Raw genomic sequence first — 25,298 nt, 5'->3', positions numbered from 1 at the left:
ATGAATTATACAGCAAAAGAAATTGCACAAATAACAAATTCCAAAATTATTGGAAACGGTGAAATCAAAATCAAAAATATTGCTTTTGACAGTCGAACGATCTATTCTACAAAAAATACTGCGTTTCTTGCGATAAGCACCAAAAAGAATTCCGGGCAGAAATATATCGAGACTGTCATCGAAAAAGGAATCGATACAATTATTACTGAAAATAAAATCGATAATCTTTCTATCAATCAAATCATTACAAAAAATTCGGTCGAATTTTTACAAACGCTTGCCAAATATCATTTTGAGCATTCTAATATTAATTCAATTGGAATTACGGGAAGTAACGGAAAAACAATTCTTAAAGAATGGCTTTATCAATGTCTTTCTAATGAGTTTGTTACGGTTAAAAGTCCCAAGAGTTTTAATTCGCAAATCGGTTTGCCTTTGTCATTACTTCAAATCGATAAAAAACACGAATTGGGAATCTTCGAGGTCGGCATTTCCAAACCTGACGAAATGGAAAAACAGGAAAATGTTTTCCACCCAAAAATTGGATTATTAACTCATATTGGAACAGCACATTCAGCGAATTTCAGTTCTGAAAAAGAGTTAATCAATGAAAAATTAAAACTTTTCAGACAATCGGAAATTATATTTTTCAATTCTGATAATGGATTGACAAACAAATCAATTCGTCAATTATATTCAAGTAAAAAATTAATATCTTATGGGTTAAAAGGTAAGAATGATATTACAATAATTTCTAATATTAATGACCGAAATCAGGATATTAAAATCAAATATTTTGATGAAGAATTCTCTCTTCCAATCAATCAAAGAGATGAGGCAACTTTGACCAATGTTCTGGCTTTGATTGGAATTCTGAAAGAGCTCAGCTTGTCAAATCTTCAAATCAAAGAAAAAATCGATGCGCTAAAAGCGGTTGAAATGCGTCTTGAAAGTATCGAAGGAATTAGAAATAATCTGATTATCAATGATTCTTATAATCTGGATTTGGATTCTCTGAAAATTGCTTTTCAGTTTATTGGTGAATATAACAAACCGAAAAAATCTCTGATTCTTACAGATATTCTGGATTCTAATGAGAATTCGGAAGAATTATATTCCGAAGTTGCTGAGCTGGTCAATGAACAAAAATTTGATAAAGTTTTCTTGATTGGTGAAGAAATTAGTTCGTTTTATAAAATATTTAATTCTGAAACTTTTACTTTTAATGACACAAATCAATTTATTGAAAGTAAAGTGATTAATGAAATCGAAAACCAGGTTATTTTACTTAAAGGTGCTAGAAAATTCGAGATTGAAAAAATAAAGGAAATTCTTGAACTAAGAAAACATGACACAGTTTTGGAAATCAATCTCAATGCGATTCTTCATAACATCAATTTCCATAAATCATTACTAAAACCCGAAACCAAAATGATGGCAATGGTAAAGGCTAATGCTTATGGATTAGGAAGTTATGAGATTTCCGAATTTCTTCAACATCATCATATTGATTATCTTGGTGTTGCATTTGCAGACGAAGGCATTGAGCTTAGAAAAAAAGGAATCATTACGCCAATTATTGTAATGAATCCTGAACAGCACAGCTATGATAGCGTCATCGAATATAATCTGGAACCTGAAATCTACAGTCTTCGAGTTTTAGAATTATTCAATGAACAATTGATAAAATCTGGAAACCAGCAGAAATATCCGATTCATATCAAGCTGGAAACAGGAATGCATCGTCTTGGTTTTAAGGATTTTGAATTAGATGAATTAACTGAAAAATTAAACTCGATGAATGTCAAAGTTCAGAGTATTTTCAGCCATTTATCTTCTTCTGATATGCCAGACGAAAAAGAATTTACATTGAACCAGTTAAAAAGTTTTGAAAAGAATTCCAGTTATTTAATTGATAAATTGGGTTATCAGCCCATAAGACATATTTTAAATTCTTCCGGAATTACAAATTATACTGGTTATCAATATGATATGGTTAGAATTGGAATCGGAATGATTGGAGAAACTTCGAATCCAGACATCAAAAAACAACTTCAGCATTCTGTTAGTTTCAAAACTGTGATTTCTCAAATTTCGGAAGTAAAAACCTATGAATCAGTTGGTTATAGCAGAAGATTCAAAGCTGAACACGACACAAAAATTGCTACCATTCCGGTTGGTTATGCAGACGGAATACCCAGATTGATTGGAAATAAAGTGGGAAATGTGGGCATTAACAATCAACTTTGCCCAATTGTCGGCAGCATCTGTATGGATATGATGATGATTGACGTGGATAATGTTGTAGTAAAAGAAGGCGATTCTGTAATAATTTTCAATTCAAATCCTACTCTTGAAGAATTTTCAAAATATTGTGGAACAATTACTTATGAAGTATTAACTTCGATTTCTCCTAGAGTAAAAAGAATTTATATAAAAAATTAAAAATGATTAAGAAACTCTTTTATCTGATTCCATTTTTAGCTTATCTGATGAGTTATTCTCAGGTAAAAGAAAATCTTGTCATTCCAAAAAATCCTAAGATTGGATTATCTCTTTCTGGCGGAGGCGCAAAAGGATTTACACACGTTGGAGTCTTGAAAGTTCTGGATTCTCTTGGTGTTAAAATCGATTACATCTCCGGAACGAGTATGGGCGCTATCGTCGGCGGTTTGTACGCTTCCGGCTATACAGGAAAAGACATCGAGAAAATCGTAATGGATACGGATTTCTATTCCTTGATAACAGAACCAAAAACGAGACAAGAAACTTCTTTTTTCAATAAAAGTGTTGACAAATATCTGTTCACAGTTCCTTTGAAAAACGGAAAAATTTCATTTCCATCTTCCATCAGTACAGGACAGAGAAATGTTTATATGCTGAAAGAATTGCTCAGAAATGTTTCCAATATTGATGATTTTTCCAAGCTTCCAATTCCATTTATGTGTATTGGAACTAATCTGGAAAGTGGAGAAATGAAGATTTTTGAGAAGGGAGATTTGGTTTCGTCAATTATGGCAAGTTCTGCTTTTCCTTCGCTTTTAGATCCTGTAAAGATTGGAGATAGCCTTTATGTTGATGGTGCAATGACCGTTAATTTTCCTTCAAAACCTCTGAAAGATAAAGGAATTGATATTGTGATTGGAGTTGACCTCAATCAGCCATTGGCAAAGCGTGATAATCTCACTAACATTATTTCGATATTGAACCAGATTGTTGATTTTGGTATTCAAAAAGAAACAAAAAATCAATATAAATATACAGATATCAACATAAAACCGAACCTTACCGGAATGACTGCTACAAGTTATGATGATAAACGAAAAATCCTTGACAGCGGTTATGTGGAAGCTCAAAAATATGTTGATATTCTGAACGAATTGCCCAAACGTAATTTCGAAAGAATAAGGTCTTCTATCAATCCAATCTATTCCAGTGTTTACAAAATAGACAGTCTTGTCGTGGAAAATGGCAGAATATATAAGTCCAACTACATTCGTGGAAAAATGGGACTTAAATTACCATCTATGCAGACGTATGGAAGTATCAACAAGATGATTGATAAACTCTACGCAACCAATAATTATAAATTTATCAATTACGATATCGTTCAGGAAAATAGTGGAAGTTATCTCAAATTATATGTTACTGAAGACGATTCCCGACATTTTCTGAAGTTTGGACTTCATTACGACGAAGTTTTCAAGACCGGCTTGCTGCTGAATTATTCTGCAAAAAGATTGCTTTTTAGAAACTCTAACCTTTCCTTAGATGTTATAATTGGAGATAATCCCAGATATTATTTCAATTATTTTATAGATAATGGTTACATTCCTGGCTTTGGAATTTATTCTACAGGAATGACTTTTGACCTCAAAAACTTTGATAACAATACAACCGAAACTTGGGATTGGTTCAGAAACGAGGTCTTTTTACAATCCGTTTGGAAAGACAAATTTGCAATTGGTGGTGGTTTGAGTCACGACTATTTTGAAAGTGATATAAACGGTTCAAATAAAAACGTAGAAAAATATCTCAGTCCATATCTATTTCTGAAAAGTGACACGCAAAACGACAAAGATTTCCCGACTAAAGGATTTTATCTTAATGCTGAAGGAAAGATCATCGACCTCTTCAATTCAGAATTAGAGAAAAAACCAATTACTATCAAAGCTGATATCAAGATGAATTTCTTTATTTCAAAGATGTTCACTTATCGTTTAAACCTTTACGGCGGGATTACGATAGGGGAAGAAACTCTTCCTTCTTTTTATAAGTATAGGGTCGGAGGAATTTTTGAACAATCTATTGTCAATTTTAAAAGATTAAATGGTTATCAATTCGCTTCTTTGGCAGATAATAATATTTTCATTGCATCTAATGATTTCCAGTTAAGGTTCAGTAAAAACTATTTTTTAGTTGGTAATTTCAGTCTGGCAAATATGTTCAGCTCTATCAAATTTGAAGATGCAGTAAAACTTAATTACAGTTCTCTTGGACTTACTGCAGGTTACAAATCACCATTTGGACAGATAAAAATCAATTACAGCAAATCTCTCAACAAACATAAAGGCGTTTTCAGTGTCATTTTAGGACATTGGTTTTAAATTATGATAAACTATTTTTTTGAAGAAATTGACAAAGTAGAAATCCATCCAAAAACATCAGAATGGTTGGAAAACTTGATTCAGGCAGAAAACAAGAAGCTTGGCGAAATCAATTATATTTTTTGCGACGACGAGTATCTTCTCAAGGTCAATCAGGATTATCTCGACCACGATTATTACACAGACATCATCACATTTGACTATGTGAAGGGAAAAACCATTTCGGGAGATATTTTCGTATCTTTGCCGCGCATTTTGGACAACGCATCTACTCTATCCCAAAACTTTGAATCAGAATTCAATCGTGTTTTGGCTCACGGGATTCTTCATCTTTGCGGATACAAGGATAAAACCGAGGAAGAACAAACCCAAATGCGAGCAAAAGAAGATTTTTATATCAATCAATTTAAAAATTTTTAGGAGCTATTTCCCGCTTTCCGCTCATACTCCTCACGCCAATGCTTTTCCCAAAGCTAGTTGCGGGGTAACCGCTACAATCGGGGCTAGTTCCAATATTATGGTTAATGTTCCACGTGAAACATTACCTTTAAAATATAGAATATGATAAGCGAAATATATGACGTAATTGTAGTCGGAGCAGGTCACGCTGGTTGCGAGGCTGCTGCTGCTGCTGCCAATCTTGGTTCAAAAACGCTCCTTGTCACAATGAATATGCAAACCATTGGACAAATGAGCTGTAATCCTGCAATGGGTGGAATTGCAAAGGGACAAATTGTAAGAGAAATCGATGCAATGGGAGGCTATTCCGGTATTGTAGCTGATAAATCTGCAATCCAGTTCAAGATGCTGAATCTTTCCAAAGGCCCTGCAATGTGGTCTCCAAGAACACAGAACGATAGAATGATGTTTGCAGAAGAATGGCGTTTAGCTCTAGAAAATACGCCTAATCTTGACTTTTTCCAGGATATGGTAAAAAGCCTAATTATCGAAAATAATAAAGTTTCTGGCGTTATAACTTCCCTTGGAATCGAAATCAAAGCTAAATCAGTTGTCCTGACGAATGGAACTTTTCTCAACGGTTTGATTCACGTTGGGGATAAGCAATTAGGAGGTGGAAGAATGGGAGAACCAAGAGCTTTCGGAATCACAGAACAATTGGTTTCTTTAGGTTTTGAAGCCGGTAGAATGAAAACCGGAACGCCGCCACGTGTGGACGGAAGAAGTCTGGATTATTCTAAAATGGAGGAACAAAAAGGCGACGAAAAACCTCAGAAATTCAGCTATTTAGACACACCTAAATTAACCAAACAATTAAGCTGTCATATCGTTTATACGAATGAAACTGTACACGATATTTTACGTGAAGGATTTGATAGAAGTCCTATGTTTAACGGAACTATTCAGAGTTTGGGACCAAGATATTGCCCAAGTATTGAAGATAAAATCAACCGTTTTGCGGAGAGAAACAGACATCAATTATTTGTAGAACCAGAAGGTTGGAGAACTGTGGAGATCTATGTGAATGGATTCAGTTCTTCCCTTCCAGAAGATATCCAGATCAAAGCAATGAAACATATTCCAGGCTTTGAGAATGTAAAAGTTTTCCGTCCTGGTTATGCCATAGAATACGACTACTTCCCTCCTACCCAATTGAACCATACATTAGAAACAAAACTGGTTGAAAACCTTTATTTCGCTGGTCAAATCAATGGTACAACAGGTTATGAAGAAGCTGCCGGACAAGGTTTAATTGCCGGAATCAATGCTCATAATAAAGTTCACGACAAAGGAGAGTTTATTCTTAATCGTGATGAGGCTTATATTGGCGTTTTAATTGATGATTTGATTACCAAAGGAACGGAAGAACCTTATAGAATGTTCACTTCCAGGGCAGAATACAGATTACTGCTAAGACAAGATAATGCTGACATCAGATTAACCGAGAAAGCTTACAATCTTGGATTAGCAAAAGAAGAAAGACTTAGAAAAGTTGAGGAAAAAATCGCAAAAAGCGAGGAATTAGAAAACTTTCTAAGAGAAACTTCTCTCAAACCAGGAATTATCAATCCTATTCTTGAAACAATCGAATCCTCTCCTGTTGATCAGGCATATAGAGCTGCTCAAATCTTGACACGTCCAAATATGACTTTGGAAAAATTAGAAGGAATCGAAGCCATAAAAGATGTAGCTTCTACTTATGAAAATGAAGTAAGAGAACAGGCAGAAATCAATATAAAATACAAAGGTTATATTGAGAAAGAAAAGGAAAATGTTGCTAAATTGAATAGATTAGAAACTATTAGAATTCCTGATGATTTTGATTATTCAAAAATAACATCTCTGTCTGCAGAAGCTAAACAAAAAATGGGTAAAGTGAAACCTAAAACTATTGCACAAGCAGGAAGAATCAGTGGCGTTTCACCAGCAGATATTAATGTACTTTTGATATATTTGGGAAGATAAAAATATAAATGTTCCACGTGAAACATTCCAAAGAACAATGTTATTTTTCATTGTTCTTTTTGTTTAAAAACTTTTATTAAGAATGAAAATTAAAGACCATTTTCTTACACAAGAAGAATTTGAAATTATAGAAACTGAAACAAAAGGCGTTTTTAAAACCTTTCCTATTCCTTCTAATATTTCAAGATATTATGAGAGTGAAAATTATATTTCGCACCATCAGGATAACGGAAGTTTGAAAGAAAAGCTTTATAAATTTCTACAGTCTTTCAATCTTCAATACAAGAAAACGATTCTTTTGGACAGAATAAAAAAAGGTTCTAAAGTTTTAGATTACGGTTGTGGTGCCGGAGAATTCATAAAATATATTGAAAATGATTTTCAAACTTCTGGATTTGAACCAAATTCTGATGCAAGGAATGCGGCTATTAACAAAACATCAAAAGCTAGAATCATTGATGATATTAATTCAATAGAAAATGAAAGTCTTGATGCAATTACGCTTTGGCACGTTTTCGAACATATCGAAAATCAAAGCGAGATGTTGGAAATTTTTCACCAGAAATTAAATGAAAAAGGATTGTTAATTATTGCTGTTCCAAATCCAACTTCTTATGATGCAAAACACTACAAAGAATTCTGGGCAGCTTATGATGTACCTAGACACATCTACCATTTTTCAAAAAACGGAATGGAAAATCTGATTTCTAAAAACCCAAATTGGAAATTAAGGAAAATCAAACCGCTCCTACTCGATTCATTTTATATCTCGATGTTGAGTGAAAAATATAAGAAATCACCTCTTTTTTGGCTAAAAGCAGTCTTTCATGGAACAATTTCGAACGTAAAGGCACTTTTTTCGAACGAATTTTCAAGTTTGATATACATTATCGAAAAAAAATAGAAAATGGATTTTTGAGTAGTTTATGAAAGTCAATTTTCAGCTATTTTGTTCAAAAATTGTTAATAAATGCAAAAATTTAAAAAATCAAAAACATTTCTCAATTTTAAATTAAGTCCTTGAGAATCGCTTAAAATATTTTTCTTGAAGATATTATTCAGGTACGTACAAAAATAAAAACCGACAAATTGCTTTGTCGGTTTTATATTTTAGAAAATGAATTCTTATTTGTTAATTGCTGCAACACCTGGAAGTTCTAATCCTTCCAAGCTTTCCAACATAGCTCCACCTCCTGTTGAAACATAACTCACTTTATCAGAATAACCGAATTGTTTTACAAAAGCAACACTGTCTCCCCCTCCCACTAATGAGAAAGCTCCCAATTTTGTAGCTTCAGCAATACTTTCTCCTAAAGCTATAGTTCCTGCAGCAAAATTAGGCATTTCAAAAACACCGATTGGACCATTCCACAAAATCGTTCTTGAATTCAAAAGAACATCATTGAAAATTTCTCTTGACCTTGGGCCTGCATCCAAACCTTGCCAATCTTCAGGGATCTCTCGGATATCCGCTACTTTTCTTTCAGCTTCGTTGTTGAAATCATCGGCAATCACAACATCAGTCGGAAGATAAACATCTACGTCATGTTCTTTTGCTTTTGCAAGAATCTCGATAGCAAGATTCAATTTATCATCTTCAACAATAGATTGTCCGATTTTTCCGCCAAGTGCTTTAATGAAAGTAAATGACATTCCTCCACCTATAATCAAATTATCAATTGCTGGAAGAATATTTTCTATTATTGTAATTTTCGTGGAAACTTTAGAACCTCCAAGTATCGCAGTTACAGGTTTTTCACCGGACTTTAGAACTTTATCAATTGCTACCAATTCTTTTTCCATCAGTAAACCGAAAAATTTAGTAGAAGGAAAGAATTCTGCTATCACAGCTGTTGAAGCGTGTGCTCTGTGAGCCGTTCCGAAGGCATCATTCACATAAGCATCACCTAATTTAGATAATTTCTCAGCAAAAGCCTCGTCACCTTTTTCTTCTTCATTATGAAAACGCAGATTCTCCAATAATAAGATCTCTCCGGCTTGTAGGTCAGCTGCTGCTTGTTCCGCCTTCTCTCCTATCGATTCTTCCACGAATTTTACTTCCTGACCAAGAACCTTAGAAACCTCGCTCAAAACGTGTTTTAGAGAGTATTTATCATTCACTTCTCCTTTTGGCCTTCCTAGATGCGTCATCAGGATTACGGAACCTCCGTCAGCAAGAATTTTATCTACAGTAGGCTTTACAGCAGTAATCCTTGTATTATCAGTTACATTAAGATTTTCATCCTGAGGAACATTGAAATCAACTCTTACTAAAGCCTTTTTGTTTTTAAAATCGAAATCTTTTATTGTTTTCATATACAGATTTATATTATTTCATTTGCTATAATGCAATCACTTTGCAGCGATTTCATTTAAAATATAATTTAAGGTTTTTACAGAGACTCGAAATCAATCCTCCTCTCTTTGTTTCACAAATTTAAAACTAATTCCCTCCTTTTAAAAATTTTATTCTCAAAAAAAATCCACAAACTTATTTTACATTCATAAACAACTTTCTTTTTCTTTTTATAAAAAATAAGATTGTAGTATATTGTTGTAGAAGAGAGTATGCGGATAAATAAATATGGAATATTTTGTCACAGGAAATGTGAAGTAATTAAGACCTTTTTAACATATTTAAGATTCTATTAATCAAATAATTAAATAGGTTATCAACAAATGTTTATAATTATAAATTTTCTCTCTTCTTCAAAACCTTCTTGCGGATAAACGAACCTGATCTCCAATAAAAGTTTTTTGAAAAAAAGAATTATTTGTTCTCCATAAAAGTGCATTACTAAAATTAATCAATTTTTAAAAGAATTATTTGACAGAAGTTATCCACAGGTTTTCTAACAATTTCTAACATTCTATTATCTTTTTATTAATGATTATAAATTTTGTTTAATTAATTATCATTATAAATTTTATATTATTGATATTTAAATAATTAATTCAAAATATTAATGTTGATTATATTAAAATACTATGCCAACAATTACAAAATATGTAGTAATTTTATAATGTCAAAAGTAAAAATGATAATTTTAAAATGAAAAAGATAGCAATAGCCGCTGACCATGCCGGTTTTGAATACAAAGAATTGATAAAAAAATACCTCGAAGGTAAGTACGAAGTTCAGGATTTTGGCACCTACTCTACTGATTCTGTAGATTATCCGGATTTTGTACATCCCGCAGCAACGTCTGTGGAAAGCGGAGAAAACGAATTGGGAATCTTGATCTGCGGAAGTGGAAATGGTGTTCAGATCACAGCAAATAAGCATCAGAAAATAAGATGTGCGTTGTGTTGGATGCCCGAGATTGCATCATTAGCGAGACAACATAATGATGCGAATATGATTTCGATTCCTGCGAGATTTATTGCAAAAGAATTGGCATTCGAGATTGTAGATAGATTCCTCACTACTGATTTTGAAGGTGGCAGACATCAGAACAGAGTTGATAAAATCGCATTTTGCTAGATATAGAGACTTACAATTTGTAAGTCTTTTTTATTTTAATTGACCGCAAAAAACTGAATTATTAATAAAATTGTATCTTTGCAACGCATTTCACAGAGAAAGTTCTTTCTCACGAAACCATAAATTAATACAAAGGTTTCCTGAACTCCCCTATTTTATTTTATCTTTAATAAAAAATTAAATCCATTTTTGGATTAAAATAAAAATGCAAGAAATATCTCTACTAATTTCCAAGATTGGAGAAACTCAAGTCTTCTTCAAAAACCAAGCTCAAAGACAAGTGAATGTGGCACTTACTTTGAGAAATTGGTTGATTGGTTTTTATATTTCTGAATATGAGTTGAATGGTAACGACAGAGCAGAATACGGAAAAAATCTGTATAAGGAAATTGAAAAAAGACTAAAAAATTCTGGTGTAGAACAAATAAGAGAAAGGCATCTTTATATTTGTAAGGATTTCTATATTACTTATCAAAGCATTTTGCTGACAGCGACCGCAAAATTGTATTTAACTGAAAACCAACAAAATGAAATTTTGCGGTCGCTGTCAGCAGAATCTGAAAATGATGATATTAATAAAGAAAATCATTGGAGTAATGATTCAAATAAATTAATCAATCAATTAAGTTTTTCGCATTTCATCGAGTTTCTAAAATTAGAAAATAAAACCAAAAGGACTTTCTACGAAACAGAAGCTGTCAAGAATAATTGGTCGGTTCGGGAATTGCAGAGAGCCATCAATTCTATGCTTTTTGAAAGAACTGGTCTCAGCAAAGACAAGCAAAAAGTCTTGGAGGAACATCAAAAATCTGAAAAACCTCAGGCAGAAAATTTTTTCAGAAGTCCTTATATTTTGGAATTTTTGGGTCTCAAAGAAGAAAATTCTTACACAGAAAATCAATTAGAACTCAGTATTATCAATCATTTGCAGACTTTTCTTTTGGAATTGGGCAAAGGTTTTTGTTTTGAAGCAAGACAGAAGAGAATTACATTTGATAATACGCATTATTACATAGATTTGGTTTTTTATCATAGGATTTTGCGATGTAATATTTTGATAGACTTAAAATTAGGAGAGTTTTCTCACGCAGATGCTGGTCAAATGAATGTTTATCTCAATTATTACAACGAAAACGAGAAAAATGAAGGTGATAATCCACCAATAGGAATTATTCTTTGCGCCAATAAAAATGAATCTTTGGTAAAATATGCTACCACAGGACTTTCTCAGCAGATTTTTGTGAAAAAATATATGGTAAGCCTTCCAAAAGAAGAGGAGTTGAAAAGAATCATAGAAGAGGAACAGGATAAATTCTAAAATAATGAAAATATATTTTTCTATTCTGATGATTTTTTCTTTTTTGTGTTTATTAGCGCAAGAAATAGATTCATCAAGTACAAATGATATTACAGAAATTGTGAGAACTCAGGAAGATTGTAAAAAACATTTTGAAAAGAAAAAGAAAAGAGATGAAGAAGAAATAGAAAAATTAAAAAATATCAATTTCGAAAATTTTTTTCCGAAACTTTTTGAATTGCAAGAATTTAAAAATATAAAATCCAATAAAATAAAAATACTTTATTTATATATTGAAGATGGAATTCCAATAGCAAATAATGTAAAAAATTATAATTGTATTGAATATTATAATCAAATTTCCTTTTCGATTTATCAGAAATTGTGGAATAAGGAAAATTACAAAAGATTTCAAAAATTTTTCAAAAATAAAATAATTATTCCTTCAATTTATTCTAATGGAATAAGAATAAAAGAAGTAAATGGTAATTTAATATCAGCAGATTATTTAACCGAAAATGATATTAAACCTATATATGAAGGGTTGTATATAGATTCTGAAAATAATAAGAAAAAATTCTACTATACTTCTGATAAAAAACCTAAAAAAGAATTAGAGTTGTATCTTGATAAAAAAGAAACACAATCAAAAAAATCTTTAATAATTTATGCTTTAAATGTATTTCCTACATCATACATGGATTTTTCTAATGTATATTTTTTTGAATTGGAATTATATAACGGAGAAAAAAGAATCAGGAAGGAATTATTTTATCAATATGTAAACAATCAATGGAAATTGATTGAAACAAAAAATTAAAAAATGAAAAACAAAAAAAATATAAGTCATAAAAACGAACAGAAACTTCTGGATTTAGGAAGGACGATCCTTCGTTTTATGAATCAGAAAACATCCAAAATCTACAATTATAAACAGATTGCAGAAGGGATAAATTACAAAAATCCAAGACAAAGAGAGCTTGTGATTCAGGCGCTTCACAGGTTGCAGGCAACCCAGAAAATCAAAGAAACAGAGAAAGGAAAATACATCGTCAACCTCAATATAGAAGGGACTTTGACAGGCGTTATAGATTTCAATCAATCCGGAAATGCTTATGTAAAAGTTGAAGGAATCAATGATGACATCTTCATACATCAGAAAAATGTAAAAGACGCTTTGCAAGGCGATAAAGTCCTGATCGTAACTTACAATTTCAAAGGCAAAAAACTGGAAGGTTCTGTGGTAGAAGTTTTGGAAAGGGCCAAAGACACTTTCGTTGGAACTTTTCAAAAGATCGCGGAAAAAGATTTCGGGTTTGTAGTTTTGGATAAGAAGAAGCTCAACACCGATATTTTCATTTCCAAAAACCATTTCAATGGTGCAGAGGACGGCGATAAGGTCATCGTAAAAATGCTGGAATGGAAACCAGGAAGCAAAAATCCGGAAGGCGAAATCACAACTGTTCTTGGAACGCCTGGTGACCACGAAACAGAAATACATTCAATTTTGGCAGAGTACGGATTGCCTTATAATTTTCCGCCAGAAGTAGAACACGATGCAGACCAAATCGACAGAAGTATCAATGCGGATGAAGTGGCGAAACGTTGGGATATGCGTGATATTCTGACATTCACGATCGACCCGAAAGATGCCAAAGATTTTGATGATGCCTTATCTATCAGAAAATTAGATAGCGGACTTTGGGAAATAGGCGTTCATATTGCTGATGTTTCGCATTATGTAAAACCTGGGACCATTTTGGATGATGAGGCTTATGCGAGAGCAACTTCGGTTTATCTGGTTGATAGGGTAGTTCCGATGCTTCCGGAAGTTTTGAGTAACGATGTTTGCTCACTGCGTCCAAATGAAGATAAATTCACATTCTCAGCCGTTTTTGAACTGGATGAAGAAGCGAAAATCCATAAACAATGGTTTGGCAGAACGGTTATCCATTCCGACAGAAGATTTGCTTATGAAGAAGCGCAGGAAAGAATTGAAACCAAAGAAGGAGACTTGGTTGAGGAAATTCTTCAGTTGGACAGATTGGCTAAAATAATGCGTCAGGAACGTATCAGAAATGGTGCAATTACGTTTGACAGAAGTGAAGTTAGATTCAATTTGGATGAAAATAACAAACCGATTGGCGTTTACTTCAAAGTCAGCAAGGATTCCAATCACTTGATCGAGGAATTTATGCTTTTGGCCAACAAAAAAGTATCCGAATTTATTTCACTTAATAAAAGAAATGAACCAACGGGAAATACTTTCATCTATAGAATCCACGATGACCCGGACCCAGCGAAATTAACGGCTTTAAGAGATTTTGTAGGAAGTTTCGGTTACAAAATGGATTTGGCAAATACTCAAAAAGTCGCTGAATCTTTGAATAAATTATTGAGTGATGTAAAAGGAAAAGGAGAAGAGAATATGATAGAAACTTTGGCTATGAGAAGTATGAGCAAAGCCGTTTATTCCACAGACCCGATTGGACATTACGGACTTGGCTTCGAGTATTATTCGCACTTTACATCGCCAATCCGGCGTTATCCGGATTTGATTGCGCACAGATTGCTACAACATTATTTGGACGGCGGAAAATCGCCTAACAAAGAAGAAGTGGAAGAGAAAGCAAAACATTGTTCAGCAATGGAAAGATTAGCTTCTGAAGCGGAAAGAGAAAGCATCAAATTTATGCAGGTCAAGTTTATGGAAGACCACGTTGGCGAAGTTTTCTCAGGCGTTATTTCCGGTGTTGCAGAGTATGGTTTCTGGGTAGAAATCCCTGAAAATGGAGCAGAAGGAATGATAAAATTGCGAGATTTGGTGGATGATTCATACTCTTTGGATGCAAAGAATTATGCGATTATCGGTTCCAGAACAGGTAACACTTACCAATTAGGAGACGAGGTCAAAATCAAAGTGGTGAAAGCCAATCTGATTGCTAAGCAACTGGATTTTAAGATTATTAATGACTAAAATTTTCATCAAAATTGCGTTCTTTAGAGTTGGAGAATCAATTTTGATGAAATTTAAACATTGCTTTAAATTTTAAATCTCTATTTTTACAGCCGGTTCTGAAATTTAAAAAGAATGCTCGAACTCATTTTATACGCTGTCGGATTAGGAATAATGCTAAGTTTGGTCTTTATCGGACCTATTTTTTTCCTGTTGATAGAAACCAGTTTTTCCCGCGGTCCAAGACACGCCATTGCTTTGGATATCGGTGTAGTTTCTGCCGATTTACTTTGTATAGTTGTCAGTTATTATGCCAGCGCAGATTTGGTAAGTCTTATCGATAAACACCCCGGATTTTATCGTATTTCGGCGTTTCTCATTTTGATTTATGCCATTTATATGCTTCTCTCTAGAACCAAAATGCACATCGAAGGCGAAGAAAAACTCATCGACCAGAATTACATCAAGACCTTTCTAAACGGATTTTTACTCAATTTACTAAATATAGGAGTCGTTTTATTTTGGTTAGTTACCGTAGTTTCAGTCCGAAATGCCTATCCAAAAGTTCAGGATTTTATACTTTATATTGGGATTGTAATTGGAACTTATTTGTTAATTGACCTTTCCAAGATACTTTTAGCAAAACAATTCCACGATAAATTAAATCAAAGAGTTGCCAACAAAATCCGAAAGGCAGTGGGTTGTATTTTGGTATTATTTAGTTTCTTTATTTTCCTTCAAAGCTTCAAAAAGTTCAATAAGTTCGAGGAAAAATTAGAAAAAGCAGAGAAACAACAGCCGAAGATCAAGTAGAGATAGTTTGGGGCAACTTATCCGTCTGTAGTTTATCCTGAGCAAAATCAAAGGGCCCAACCGCTCAAGTCGGGTTGCAGATTCAAAATAAAAAAGAAACAGTCTAAACACAATTTTTGCCATTCCATAGGAATCTATACTGTTGAGATTCTTACGGAATGACAAAATCGATCTTTAATCAAATTATTTGCTGAGTACTACGGCTTTATGAGCTTTAAAATATTTTCAATAAAAATAAAAAATCTTTGCGACCTTTGCGTTAAAATCAATACATCAAACAAACACAAATGCAAAACATCACTTTCCCAAAACCACTCAAAAAGGGAGATAAAATTGCCATTATTTCGCCAGCAGGTTCTGTCGAGATTCCACAATTGGATAAAACGTTAGAATTAATAAAGTCCAAAGGGTACGAACCCATTTTAGGCGAAAATCTGTACACAAAATACCAAAACGGCTATTCATACGCCGGAACAGAAGAACAACGGATAAATGATATCAATTGGGCTTTAAACGACCCAGATATTTCTGCAATCTGGGCTTCAAGAGGTGGCTATGGATGTCAGCATTTGGTTCAACATTTAGATTTGAAAGGATTCAAGAAGAATCCAAAATGGTATATCGGCTATTCTGATAATACGGTTATTCAAAGTTATTTGCTGAAAAAAGGTTTTGCATCTATTCACGGACAAACGATTAAAACTTCAAGTTTTGGCGTTACAGAAGAAAGTTATGAACTGATTTTTGATATTCTGAAAGGCAAAAAACTCAATTATAAAATCGATTCAAATCCAAATAATAGAGTAGGAGAGACTTCCGGAATTCTAATTGGAGGAAATTTGGCGTTGGTTTATGCACTTTTAGGAACTCAATATTCCTTTGATTTCGCAGATAAAATTTTATTCATAGAAGATATCGGAGAAAATTTCTACGCTTTGGACAGAATGATTATAAGCTTGGAATTAGCCGGCATTTTCAAAAAGATCAAAGGATTAATTGTTGGCGGAATGACCAATATGGGCAAAGAAAATGAGAATAAAGAATACGAAGAATCTTTCGATTCCTTCACGTATCAATTGATTGCCGACAGAGTTTCCAAATATGATTTTCCAACTGTTTTTACCTTTCCAAATGGGCATATTTTTGACAACAGACCTTTAATCATCGGTTCAGAAATCAATCTGAAAGTTGGTAAAAAAGTAAGCGTTGAGTTTTATCAATCATAATTTAAAATGGCCGACCACAACGATTTTGGTAAAATAGCTGAAGACTTGGCTGTTGATTTTTTAGTCAAGAATCACTACAAGATCCTGGCTCGCAATTTCCGTTACCTGAAAGCAGAGGTAGATATCATTGCTGAGTTCAAGAATCAAATTGTCATTGTAGAAGTGAAAGCTAGAAATACAGATGCTTTTCTGGAACCCCAGGAATCTGTTAACAAAAAGAAAATCAAATTGTTAATTTCCGCAGCTAATTATTTTATCGAAGAAAATAATATTGATAAGGAAGTCAGATTTGATATTATTTCGGTGCTTCCGAACAAACAAAAAACTTTGGAAATCCATCATATTATCGATGCTTTCCAAAGTTTTGAAATATAATATATTCAAAAGAATATAGGCGGATAGATGATAGATTTTCATTCAAAGTCTATCATCTATCCGTCTATTATCTAAAAAGTCTAATTTACTTTATCTCCACACATCCAACTCTACCACCCGCATTTCCAGTAGGTTGCGTATGGAAATCATCAACTCCTGCGTGGATTACGATTGCTTTTCCAATGATGTTTTTCATTGGGTCATCACATCCAAGGCACCATTTATCCGTAGTAAAGATCAATTGTGCTTGCCCGTTTTTATCAGCTTCCAGATTTCCAATATCTCCCATATGGAAGTGTTCTGTGTCCCATTTTCCGTGGTCGTCTTTTGATGGATTCCAATGTCCGCCGGCAGATGAAGCGTCTGTTGCGCTACAATTTCCAAATTCGTGGATGTGAACAGCGTGAAGACCAGGTGTTAATTTGAAAACACTCAGATCCATTTCGACTTTTCCTTTTTTCTGTGTAAAATTAGCTGTCCCTTGAGTTTCTGTATGGGATTTTGGGCGAACGATATATTGTTTCGATACCGTTTTGCACGAAGCCAAAGAAAGACCTGCAATGCCCACAAGTAGTAGATTTTTCATAAGATAGTTTATTTGTTATTTTTGATGTAACAAATTTAAAGCCAATATTATAAACCTAATGTTTTACGTGAAACATTTACGATTCGGTTAGGAATATCTACAGTTCGGTTACAATTAATTTAATATTAATATTCCCTGAAATATCTTTGAATCAATATTAAGAGATATGAATTCGCCATAATCTTGAAATATAGATCCCAACGAAGATATACGATTTCATATGACCTTAAAAGCAATAAATAAACTATAATATATGAAAACTCAAAGTAAAATTATCAGTCTATTATTATTTTTGGTAAACATTAGTATTTGGTCACAAATTACTATCTCCGGAAAAGTAACTTATAAGAATAAAGCATTGAAAGACATCAATGTAACGCTTAAAGATACTTATGACGGTGCAACCACGGATGCCAATGGAAATTATTCTTTCACCACTACAGAAACCGGAGATAAGACTTTGGTTTTTTCAGGACAAAATTATGACGAAGTTGAATTTCCTGTCAAAATTGAAGGAAAAGATATTTCTATGAATGCTAATCTAAAAGAGCAAATTAGTGAAATCAATGCGGTGGTGATTACTGCGGGAAGTATAGAAGCCAGCGACAAGAAACGTGCGACAGCTCTGTTGACACCTTTGGACGTTTATACAACAGCCGGAGCTAACGGACAGATTTCCTCAGCTTTAGGTTATTTACCAGGCGTTCAGAAAGTAGGAGAGAGTGAGGGATTATTTGTGAGAGGTGGAACTGGAGTGGAAACCAAGATCTTTATGGATGGCAACCTGGTCAATAATTATTTCACCAATTCTGTTCCGGGAATTGCCGGGAGAGACCGTTTTAATACATCATTATTCAAAGGTAATGTGTTTTCAAGTGGTGGATATTCTGCGGTTTATGGGCAGGCTTTGTCATCGGTTTTGATTTTGGAAAGTGTGGATCTGCCGGATACGACATCATTTGACTTCGGAGTTTCCCCGATTTTCCTTAGTGCCAATTATCAGAAACTTAATCAGGAAAAAACAGCTTCCTGGGGCGTTGCAGGCGGTTATTCTAATCTCGGATTGATGGGGAAACTGTTCAACTTCAATACAGATTTTGACAAATATCCACAAGGTTACGGATTCGATGGGAATTTCAGAATCAAAACCAAAAAAGGAGGTTTCATCAAATATTATGGAAGCGTAGATGAAAATAAAATGGCAGTAGGATCGGAGAGCCTGGAGCCGGATTCTGACAAAAATATGGTCAGTCTGAAAGGTCAGAATATGTATCATAACCTGTCTTATAGAGAGAAATTCGGGAAGTATCTTTTGAATATCGGAACGTCTTATACATACAATTCCAGCGACTTGAATTTTGTGACTTTTAAAGATAATGTTGAGCTATCTAATACGCCAATCAACAACCAATCCAATTACATCAATGCAAAAGCAGTTGTTGAAAGAAAAATCAACAAAGCAAGTGTTTTGAGAGCAGGATTTGAACTGAATAATGCTGATGAAACGATGAAATATGGAACATTTGAAAGAGATTATAAAGATTTGATCTCTTCAGCCTTTGCAGAAACCGACTTGATATTTACTAATAATCTAACCGCAAAAATCGGAGCCAGAACAGAACATTCTTCTTATCTTGATAAATGGAATTTCTCACCAAGAGCTGCTTTGGCTTACAGAATTTCCAAAGACTGGACAACTTCTCTGGCTTACGGAATCTTCTATCAAAATCCGGAAAGCAAATATCTTTACAGCAAGAATTTTGATTTTCAGAGAGCAGACCATTATATCTTTCAGATTCAGAAAAATTCGGATGGGAGAAGTTTGAGATTTGAGGCATTTTATAAAAAATACGATGATCTGATCAAAACCATTTCATTAGCAGACAATGTCTCTTCGGCAAATAACCAATATTATCAAATTGCAAATAGCAATGCGGGAAAAGGTTTTGCGAAAGGAATCGAATTATTCTGGAGAGATAAAAAAACGTTCAAAGACATTGATTATTGGCTGACTTATTCCTATCTGGATTCTAAAAGAAACTTCTTAAACTATCCTTTTAGTTTAGCTCCGAATTTTGCTTCAAAACATACTTTCAATGCGGTGGCGAAGAAGTTTGTAATGGAATGGAAAACAGGATTTAATTTGTCCTATACTTATTCCAAAGGAAGACCTTATTATGATTTGGTTTCCGAAAATGGAGAGAATATTGTTCGCCATCAAGGGAAATTAAAAGATTACAGCGGGCTGAATTTCAGTATCAATTATGTTCCAAGCGTTGGCAAGAAAGATTTGAAGTCATTTACTGTATTTGTTTTGAGCATCAATAATATTCTTGGAAATAAAAATATTTACGGCTATAATTATTCTGCTGATGGCAATAGCAGAACAGCTGTTAGACCGCCAGTGAATACGTTTGTTTTTGTAGGAGTCTTCGTAAGTTTTGGAGTTGATAAGACGAATGATGCGATTAATAATAATTTGTAAATGATTTAAAACCACAAAAGGCACAAAAGTTCTGTGGGTCTTATTTAAATTCAAATTACTGAATCTTTGAACTTAATAGATTCTTTGCGATAAAATCTTTCGAATTACAGCTCAGACATAAAAAATCACAGTTCGGTAGAATAAAATTTAATTGAAAGAACAATCATTCTATCTTTGAATCAGAAATTTAAAATAACAAATAAAAATATTCATTATGAAAAAATTAATCTTAACAATCAGCCTTTCCTTAATAGGATTTACAGCATTTGCTCAAACAGCATTTGAAAAAGCAATGACGGAGAAAATTGCTAGTGTGGAAGATCACAAAACACCCGATGAGTTCACAGCTTTGGCCAACGATTTTGACAGGATCGGGATCAAGGAAAGTACGCAATGGCTACCTTACTATTACGCCGCATTTGCAACCATCCAAAAGGGAAGAATCCTGATGCGAGGGGATGATAAATCTGGTTTAGATGTAGTTGCCGCCGATGCAGAGAAATATATTGCCAAGGCAGAAGCTCTCAGTCCAAACAATGCTGAGCTTTTTATCCTGAAAAAAATGGCCAGCGGACTTAGAATGATGGCAGACCCGATGTCCAGATATATGAGCGAAGCACCGATTGCACAACAAGCATTGGCTAAAGCTCAGGAATTGGACCCAAACAATCCGAGAATCACAGTTCTACAAGCAGAAGATGCTTATTTCACGCCGGAGCAATTCGGTGGTAGCAAAACAAAGGGTGCTGAGTTGTTCAAAAAAGCGATTGAGCAGTTCGGTACTTACAAATCAAAATCTTCCCTTGACCCAAAATGGGGAGAAGCTGAGGCGGAATATTTTCTGGGTCAGAAATAAAAACAAACATTCATATTTCATCAAGTCCTTCGTTTTTGGCGAGGGATTTTTTATATCCCAAAGTTCCTTGATGCGTCAAAATTTGTCGTGTTATATTTTCAAGATGTTTATAATTAGTTGTTTATGATTTTGAATTTAACATAATAAGTGAGTTTGTATATCCCTTGTATATCCGTTCTTCGATAGTTGTATATCCTTTGTATATCCTATGTTCGATGCTTGTTCGATAATTCGATGGGGATAATTTCGGAAATCATTACAGAAAACATTGATTATTGTGGTTTTTCCGTAAGGTGATTCTAAAAAAAATAATTATTTTTAAAGCAAATTATAAAGCGACACGTTTTGTCGCATCTCCTTGCTATCATTGCATCGAGAGAATAACAATTAAAAAAACTCATAACATGAAAAGACTCAGCATCGGCGTGGGCATTCTTGTCCTGTGCCATGTCCATGCCCAAAAGGTGAGCTGGCAGAGGGATATCCCTTCCTCCACACAGGATTTTCTCACGACGATGACCTCTACTATTGACAGGCAGATATTGCTTTCGGGAAGCTCCATTCAAAGTCGGAAGACCGAAGACGGAGGTCAGAAGCAAAACTCAGGTTACGACTATCATATTGTAAAACTCGACCAACAGGGCTCCAAACTCTGGGAGAGATATTTTGGGGGAAGTAGGCACGATTATCTTGCATCAAGCATTGCAACAGAAGAGGGTGGATTCGCTTTGGTAGGTACTTCGTTTTCCAATATTTCGGGAGATAAAAATGAGAATAATTTTGGCGGGAGCGACCTATGGTTGCTTAGATTAAATGAAAATGGGGAGGAACTCTGGCAAAAGACATTGGGTACAAAGAGCAACGATGAGGCTTCTGCGATAGTACAATCTACAGATCAAGGCTTCTTTGTTGCAGGGAATATTAACAATCATAAAAAGCTGTTCGGTTCCAAGGATGTGTTTGTCTCAAAACTGGAAAAAGATGGCAAGTTAAAACAAACCATTATTCTGGGAGGAAAGGCTTTGGATGAAGTCACAGATATGATCCCTACTCCGGATGGAGGTGTTGTTTTGCTTGTTTACTCCACTTCCGGAAAGGCCGTCAACATCAATAATACTGACAGAACTCATTCTCAAAATAATGCCCCCAATACCTCGAGCGAAAATATAAACCCAGAAATAACTTCAACCGTAAAAACTTTCATTGGTAAGTCCGAGGACGGTTTTGGGAATGGAGATTATTGGATCGTGAAACTGGACAAGAACGCCAATATAGAGTGGCAAAAGACCTATGGAGGAACAGGCGATGACAGGCCAAAAGCTATTGCCAATACCCAGAATGGATACATCATTGCAGGGGAAAGCAGAAGCAGTTCGTCGGGCAACAAGAAAGGAGATATCAAAGAAGGAACCGATTTATGGGTTATCAATTTGGATAAATCGGGTAATGATATATGGCAGAAAAACTACAGCTTTGGTAACCGTGATGTTGCTATGAGTCTGGATGTTATCAGAAAGACCAACAAGGATAACTATAGTGAGGATAAAGGCTTCTTGCTTGGTGGTTATACCCAGGCAGAGGAGAAGATGGAGAAGGATGATGAGAAGTTCTGGATGCTGTATATTGACACGAATGGCAAGGAGGGATGGCGCAAGTATGTTGAAGGAAAGGAGAAGAAGAATGAGGAACGACTGGTCTCTGCGAAATTACAAAGTGATGCTTCATACCTTTTGGCCGGAACAAGCGCGGAGGAATTGGGCAAGGAGAACTGGAAAATAGTGAAGCTTAGAGATGAACAGCTGGATGACCTGATGGAGAACAAGGATATCCGGATCTACCCGAATCCTGTGAGGGACCATGCCTATGTGGAGATAGGACTGGACTACCAAAGTGCAGATATCTATGTTTATGATATGGCTGGGAAAGTGATCCAACAACTGCAAACAAAGAATAAAGTTACCAAGGTTGATACCAGTAAACTTCCGCAGGGTGTTTATGTTATCAAAGCCAATATCCCGACACAGAAAGATAAAAAACTAACTACTAAGATCGTGAAAGAATAAAACACTATGAGAAAATTACAATTATTACTAATATTATCGATAGGAATATTTTACAAGGGTCAGGACAATTCCCTGGCCGCTTCCGTCAATACCCCTGCAGCCTATCAGACGGGTGTACCTGACATATCGTTTCCCTTAACAAGCCTTCCGGCCACAAAGGATATGACCATCAATTTTGGACTGGCTTATAATGCCAATGCCTATAAAAGAGGGGGTTTTTCAGGTCTGATCGCAAAGAACTGGGCACTAACAGGAAGTAATTTCACAATTACAAGAAGCGTGAATAATGAATCACCTGACGAGATAGATACTATAGAAGCAAAAGAATGGTATTGGGATGATATTTATTATTACAATCTCAATGGCGAGCAAGGAAGTTTCAAATTTGAAAAAAAAGGCACTTATCCCAATGACACTTATAAAATCATCAAACTGACTCCCAGCAACCTGATTATCGATTGCCAGAGAATTGCAACTACTTGGGCAGGAGAGGCTAGAATCGTACAGTCCTTTACGGTAACGGATAGCAAGGGATACAAATATTATTTTACAGACTATGATCAGAGTAAAATGGTTTATTACACTCCATATGGAGGACAACCTACAATGAAATTAAGGAATAATTTCTATGTGACAAGGGTAGAGGATGCCTCAAATAGAATAGTGGTAACGTTCAGCAATGCAAGATATGCGAACGAGGACAATGATGCATGGTATTACCTACCGCAAAAAGTTACAACAGCATATGGAAGTGTCAATTTTGTGCATGGATACAGCAATAGTTATAATGATAGGTTTCCATTACAGGACAGTTACTATATTTATAGCGTTACTTTGAAGGACCATAAAGAAAATTTCATATCAAAAAGTATATTAGATATAGACACGGGCACACCATATGAATTCGAATTTAATCAGATCTATAGCAGAGATCTTCACAAAATCCTAAACGTAGATAAAAATGATGTTATAATTGATAAAGTTGATCTTAGTTATAAGGTCTATCCTTATGTACCTTATGGTACGATCCTGCCCCCTCCTTTAGATCTGGGCATATTGAATATGGTCAAGTTCTCTTCCGGCAAAAAGATCGAATATAATTTTGATTACACTAAAATAGCCTCCCCAAGAGATTTAAACAGCGCGGCGTTTATTGGTTATATACAAAATCCTAATGTATTTGTTTATGGAATCAGTTTTTATACGACAGAGAGGGAGATCGTTATCGATACCAAAAATCAAAACAGAAATTACCCTTTGCGTTCATCCTGGTTTTTACACAGACCAAGAACCCAGATAAAGGTAGGATTTCAAAGACTGGAATGGTATCCCAATGGAACCACTGATAATCCTAGCTTAGGTGGGGATCTGCCGATGAGTTTTGAATACCGCTTGGTAGATCCCACTGTAGTCGGTGCCGCGGAACATTCTAGAACTGATACAGGTACCTATATAATAGAACCGGACCATAATGTATATCTTCAGGTAACAGGAACGGGGGGGAAAGGCAAATTTACCATAGTTGAGAAAACCTATTTGCCTCCGCCATACGAAAATGTCATATCAGGAAGTCTGGTGCTTGAAAGTATGAAATTCTATGATCTGGCCGAAAACTCTACACATTATGATAATGGGACGGAGACCTATGAGTTAAAAAAGAGCATCAACTATGATTACAGTCTTTTTGATGGTTCAGGATTGTCCAGTGGTGTATCATCTTTGAGTGAAGAGGGAGTAATGATTTATAAGAACCTCAAAATAACGGAGAGTGATAAGGCGGGTTATACGAAATATTACTTCAAGACAGCTGATGATTATCCTAATCATATTTTCAATAATGAGTTGGCAATACCTCATTTCAATCTGGTTAAGAACGGTCTTTTAGAAAAGAAGGAGGTGTATGATGTTAATAACATCAAGAGAAATGAGACCAAATATGATTATAGTTTTCCAACATTTGATGAATCAACACAATATATGTATTCGGGCTCTAATGGTAGGGTTATCTACACTGCAGAATCTTTCTTTGACAAGATCACGACGACAGATATCACATACGATTCCAATAGTAATTCCTTGACGGATATCTCGGAGAAGAGTTTCAACCAGGCGAACAACAATTTGAT

18 protein-coding genes are annotated in these 25,298 nt (G+C 34.6%); 16 read left to right on the top strand and 2 right to left on the bottom strand.

All coding sequences use genetic code 11. From position 1 onward, the window contains the following. The 5 genes from BLT30_RS17765 to BLT30_RS17745 all read left to right on the top strand — a co-directional run bounded on the left by BLT30_RS17765 (position 1) and on the right by BLT30_RS17745 (position 7,935). The gene (locus BLT30_RS17765) at positions 1 to 2,445 is read left to right on the top strand and encodes a bifunctional UDP-N-acetylmuramoyl-tripeptide:D-alanyl-D-alanine ligase/alanine racemase (RefSeq protein WP_089875155.1); all 2,445 of its coding nucleotides are present in this window, start codon (positions 1 to 3) and stop codon (positions 2,443 to 2,445) included. 2 nt (positions 2,446 to 2,447) lie between these two features. Continuing rightward, complete coding sequence (locus tag BLT30_RS17760; protein ID WP_089875153.1) at positions 2,448 to 4,607, top strand: patatin-like phospholipase family protein; 2,160 nt, start codon at positions 2,448 to 2,450, stop codon at positions 4,605 to 4,607. 3 nt (positions 4,608 to 4,610) lie between these two features. Further along, positions 4,611 to 5,027 (top strand): rRNA maturation RNase YbeY, encoded by a 417-nt coding sequence (gene ybeY / locus BLT30_RS17755; protein ID WP_089875151.1) that lies wholly within the window; start codon positions 4,611 to 4,613, stop codon positions 5,025 to 5,027. Between the two features lie 141 nt (positions 5,028 to 5,168). Then, positions 5,169 to 7,031 carry a tRNA uridine-5-carboxymethylaminomethyl(34) synthesis enzyme MnmG gene (mnmG, locus tag BLT30_RS17750; protein ID WP_089875150.1) on the top strand — a complete coding sequence of 621 codons (1,863 nt, stop codon included), beginning with the start codon at positions 5,169 to 5,171 and terminating at the stop codon, positions 7,029 to 7,031. A gap of 82 nt (positions 7,032 to 7,113) precedes the next feature. After that, positions 7,114 to 7,935: a class I SAM-dependent methyltransferase gene (locus tag BLT30_RS17745; protein WP_089875148.1), complete on the top strand. Its 822-nt coding sequence runs from the start codon at positions 7,114 to 7,116 to the stop codon at positions 7,933 to 7,935. Positions 7,936 to 8,156: 221 nt separating this feature from the next. Here BLT30_RS17745 and BLT30_RS17740 read toward each other — a convergent pair whose 3' ends face one another. After that, entirely contained in the window at positions 8,157 to 9,347 is a 1,191-nt protein-coding gene (locus tag BLT30_RS17740; RefSeq protein WP_089875146.1) for a phosphoglycerate kinase, read from the bottom strand. Between the two features lie 736 nt (positions 9,348 to 10,083). On the opposite strand from BLT30_RS17740, the gene rpiB reads away from it, so the two are divergent. From rpiB to BLT30_RS17705, 7 genes are all read left to right on the top strand, one after another. After that, positions 10,084 to 10,515 (top strand): ribose 5-phosphate isomerase B, encoded by a 432-nt coding sequence (gene rpiB / locus BLT30_RS17735; protein WP_089875144.1) that lies wholly within the window; start codon positions 10,084 to 10,086, stop codon positions 10,513 to 10,515. A 205-nt stretch (positions 10,516 to 10,720) separates the two neighbouring features. Next, positions 10,721 to 11,833, top strand: coding sequence for a PDDEXK nuclease domain-containing protein (locus BLT30_RS17730; RefSeq protein ID WP_089875142.1), 1,113 nt, complete (start codon positions 10,721 to 10,723; stop codon positions 11,831 to 11,833). A 4-nt stretch (positions 11,834 to 11,837) separates the two neighbouring features. Then, positions 11,838 to 12,632 carry a hypothetical protein gene (locus tag BLT30_RS17725; protein WP_139166712.1) on the top strand — a complete coding sequence of 265 codons (795 nt, stop codon included), beginning with the start codon at positions 11,838 to 11,840 and terminating at the stop codon, positions 12,630 to 12,632. Between the two features lie 3 nt (positions 12,633 to 12,635). Then, positions 12,636 to 14,789: a ribonuclease R gene (gene rnr / locus BLT30_RS17720; protein WP_089875137.1), complete on the top strand. Its 2,154-nt coding sequence runs from the start codon at positions 12,636 to 12,638 to the stop codon at positions 14,787 to 14,789. Between the two features lie 114 nt (positions 14,790 to 14,903). Then, positions 14,904 to 15,581 (top strand): LysE family translocator, encoded by a 678-nt coding sequence (locus BLT30_RS17715; RefSeq protein ID WP_089875135.1) that lies wholly within the window; start codon positions 14,904 to 14,906, stop codon positions 15,579 to 15,581. A gap of 287 nt (positions 15,582 to 15,868) precedes the next feature. Beyond that, positions 15,869 to 16,807, top strand: coding sequence for a S66 peptidase family protein (locus tag BLT30_RS17710; protein WP_089875133.1), 939 nt, complete (start codon positions 15,869 to 15,871; stop codon positions 16,805 to 16,807). Between the two features lie 6 nt (positions 16,808 to 16,813). After that, a complete protein-coding gene (locus tag BLT30_RS17705; RefSeq protein WP_089875131.1) occupies positions 16,814 to 17,182 on the top strand; it encodes a YraN family protein in 369 nt (122 codons plus the stop codon). An 85-nt stretch (positions 17,183 to 17,267) separates the two neighbouring features. Here the strand turns inward: BLT30_RS17705 and BLT30_RS17700 are convergent, their stop codons facing one another. Further along, a complete protein-coding gene (locus BLT30_RS17700) occupies positions 17,268 to 17,768 on the bottom strand; it encodes a superoxide dismutase family protein (protein WP_089875129.1) in 501 nt (166 codons plus the stop codon). Between the two features lie 253 nt (positions 17,769 to 18,021). On the opposite strand from BLT30_RS17700, the gene BLT30_RS17695 reads away from it, so the two are divergent. From BLT30_RS17695 to BLT30_RS17680, 4 genes are all read left to right on the top strand, one after another. Further along, a complete protein-coding gene (locus BLT30_RS17695; protein WP_089875127.1) occupies positions 18,022 to 20,253 on the top strand; it encodes a TonB-dependent receptor in 2,232 nt (743 codons plus the stop codon). A gap of 214 nt (positions 20,254 to 20,467) precedes the next feature. Continuing rightward, positions 20,468 to 21,109, top strand: coding sequence for a tetratricopeptide repeat protein (locus BLT30_RS17690; RefSeq protein WP_089875125.1), 642 nt, complete (start codon positions 20,468 to 20,470; stop codon positions 21,107 to 21,109). A 404-nt stretch (positions 21,110 to 21,513) separates the two neighbouring features. Then, a complete protein-coding gene (locus BLT30_RS17685) occupies positions 21,514 to 23,172 on the top strand; it encodes a T9SS type A sorting domain-containing protein (protein ID WP_089875122.1) in 1,659 nt (552 codons plus the stop codon). A gap of 6 nt (positions 23,173 to 23,178) precedes the next feature. Further along, positions 23,179 to 25,298, top strand: a 2,120-nt coding sequence (locus BLT30_RS17680; protein WP_139166709.1) for a hypothetical protein, incomplete at its 3' end; no start/stop codon positions are given.

The organism is Epilithonimonas hungarica (assembly GCF_900102265.1).
GTDB classification, from domain to species: domain Bacteria; phylum Bacteroidota; class Bacteroidia; order Flavobacteriales; family Weeksellaceae; genus Epilithonimonas; species Epilithonimonas hungarica.
Note: the sequence above shows the minus strand (reverse complement) of the source record. Positions and strands in the feature narration are given on the sequence as shown.

Coding starts and splice junctions, on each gene's coding strand:
- BLT30_RS17765 (WP_089875155.1), top strand. CDS start 1: ATGAATTATACAGCAAAAGAAATTGCACAAATAACAAATTCCAAAATT.
- BLT30_RS17760 (WP_089875153.1), top strand. CDS start 2,448: ATGATTAAGAAACTCTTTTATCTGATTCCATTTTTAGCTTATCTGATG.
- ybeY (WP_089875151.1), top strand. CDS start 4,611: ATGATAAACTATTTTTTTGAAGAAATTGACAAAGTAGAAATCCATCCA.
- mnmG (WP_089875150.1), top strand. CDS start 5,169: ATGATAAGCGAAATATATGACGTAATTGTAGTCGGAGCAGGTCACGCT.
- BLT30_RS17745 (WP_089875148.1), top strand. CDS start 7,114: ATGAAAATTAAAGACCATTTTCTTACACAAGAAGAATTTGAAATTATA.
- BLT30_RS17740 (WP_089875146.1), bottom strand. CDS start 9,347: ATGAAAACAATAAAAGATTTCGATTTTAAAAACAAAAAGGCTTTAGTA.
- rpiB (WP_089875144.1), top strand. CDS start 10,084: ATGAAAAAGATAGCAATAGCCGCTGACCATGCCGGTTTTGAATACAAA.
- BLT30_RS17730 (WP_089875142.1), top strand. CDS start 10,721: ATGCAAGAAATATCTCTACTAATTTCCAAGATTGGAGAAACTCAAGTC.
- BLT30_RS17725 (WP_139166712.1), top strand. CDS start 11,838: ATGAAAATATATTTTTCTATTCTGATGATTTTTTCTTTTTTGTGTTTA.
- rnr (WP_089875137.1), top strand. CDS start 12,636: ATGAAAAACAAAAAAAATATAAGTCATAAAAACGAACAGAAACTTCTG.
- BLT30_RS17715 (WP_089875135.1), top strand. CDS start 14,904: ATGCTCGAACTCATTTTATACGCTGTCGGATTAGGAATAATGCTAAGT.
- BLT30_RS17710 (WP_089875133.1), top strand. CDS start 15,869: ATGCAAAACATCACTTTCCCAAAACCACTCAAAAAGGGAGATAAAATT.
- BLT30_RS17705 (WP_089875131.1), top strand. CDS start 16,814: ATGGCCGACCACAACGATTTTGGTAAAATAGCTGAAGACTTGGCTGTT.
- BLT30_RS17700 (WP_089875129.1), bottom strand. CDS start 17,768: ATGAAAAATCTACTACTTGTGGGCATTGCAGGTCTTTCTTTGGCTTCG.
- BLT30_RS17695 (WP_089875127.1), top strand. CDS start 18,022: ATGAAAACTCAAAGTAAAATTATCAGTCTATTATTATTTTTGGTAAAC.
- BLT30_RS17690 (WP_089875125.1), top strand. CDS start 20,468: ATGAAAAAATTAATCTTAACAATCAGCCTTTCCTTAATAGGATTTACA.
- BLT30_RS17685 (WP_089875122.1), top strand. CDS start 21,514: ATGAAAAGACTCAGCATCGGCGTGGGCATTCTTGTCCTGTGCCATGTC.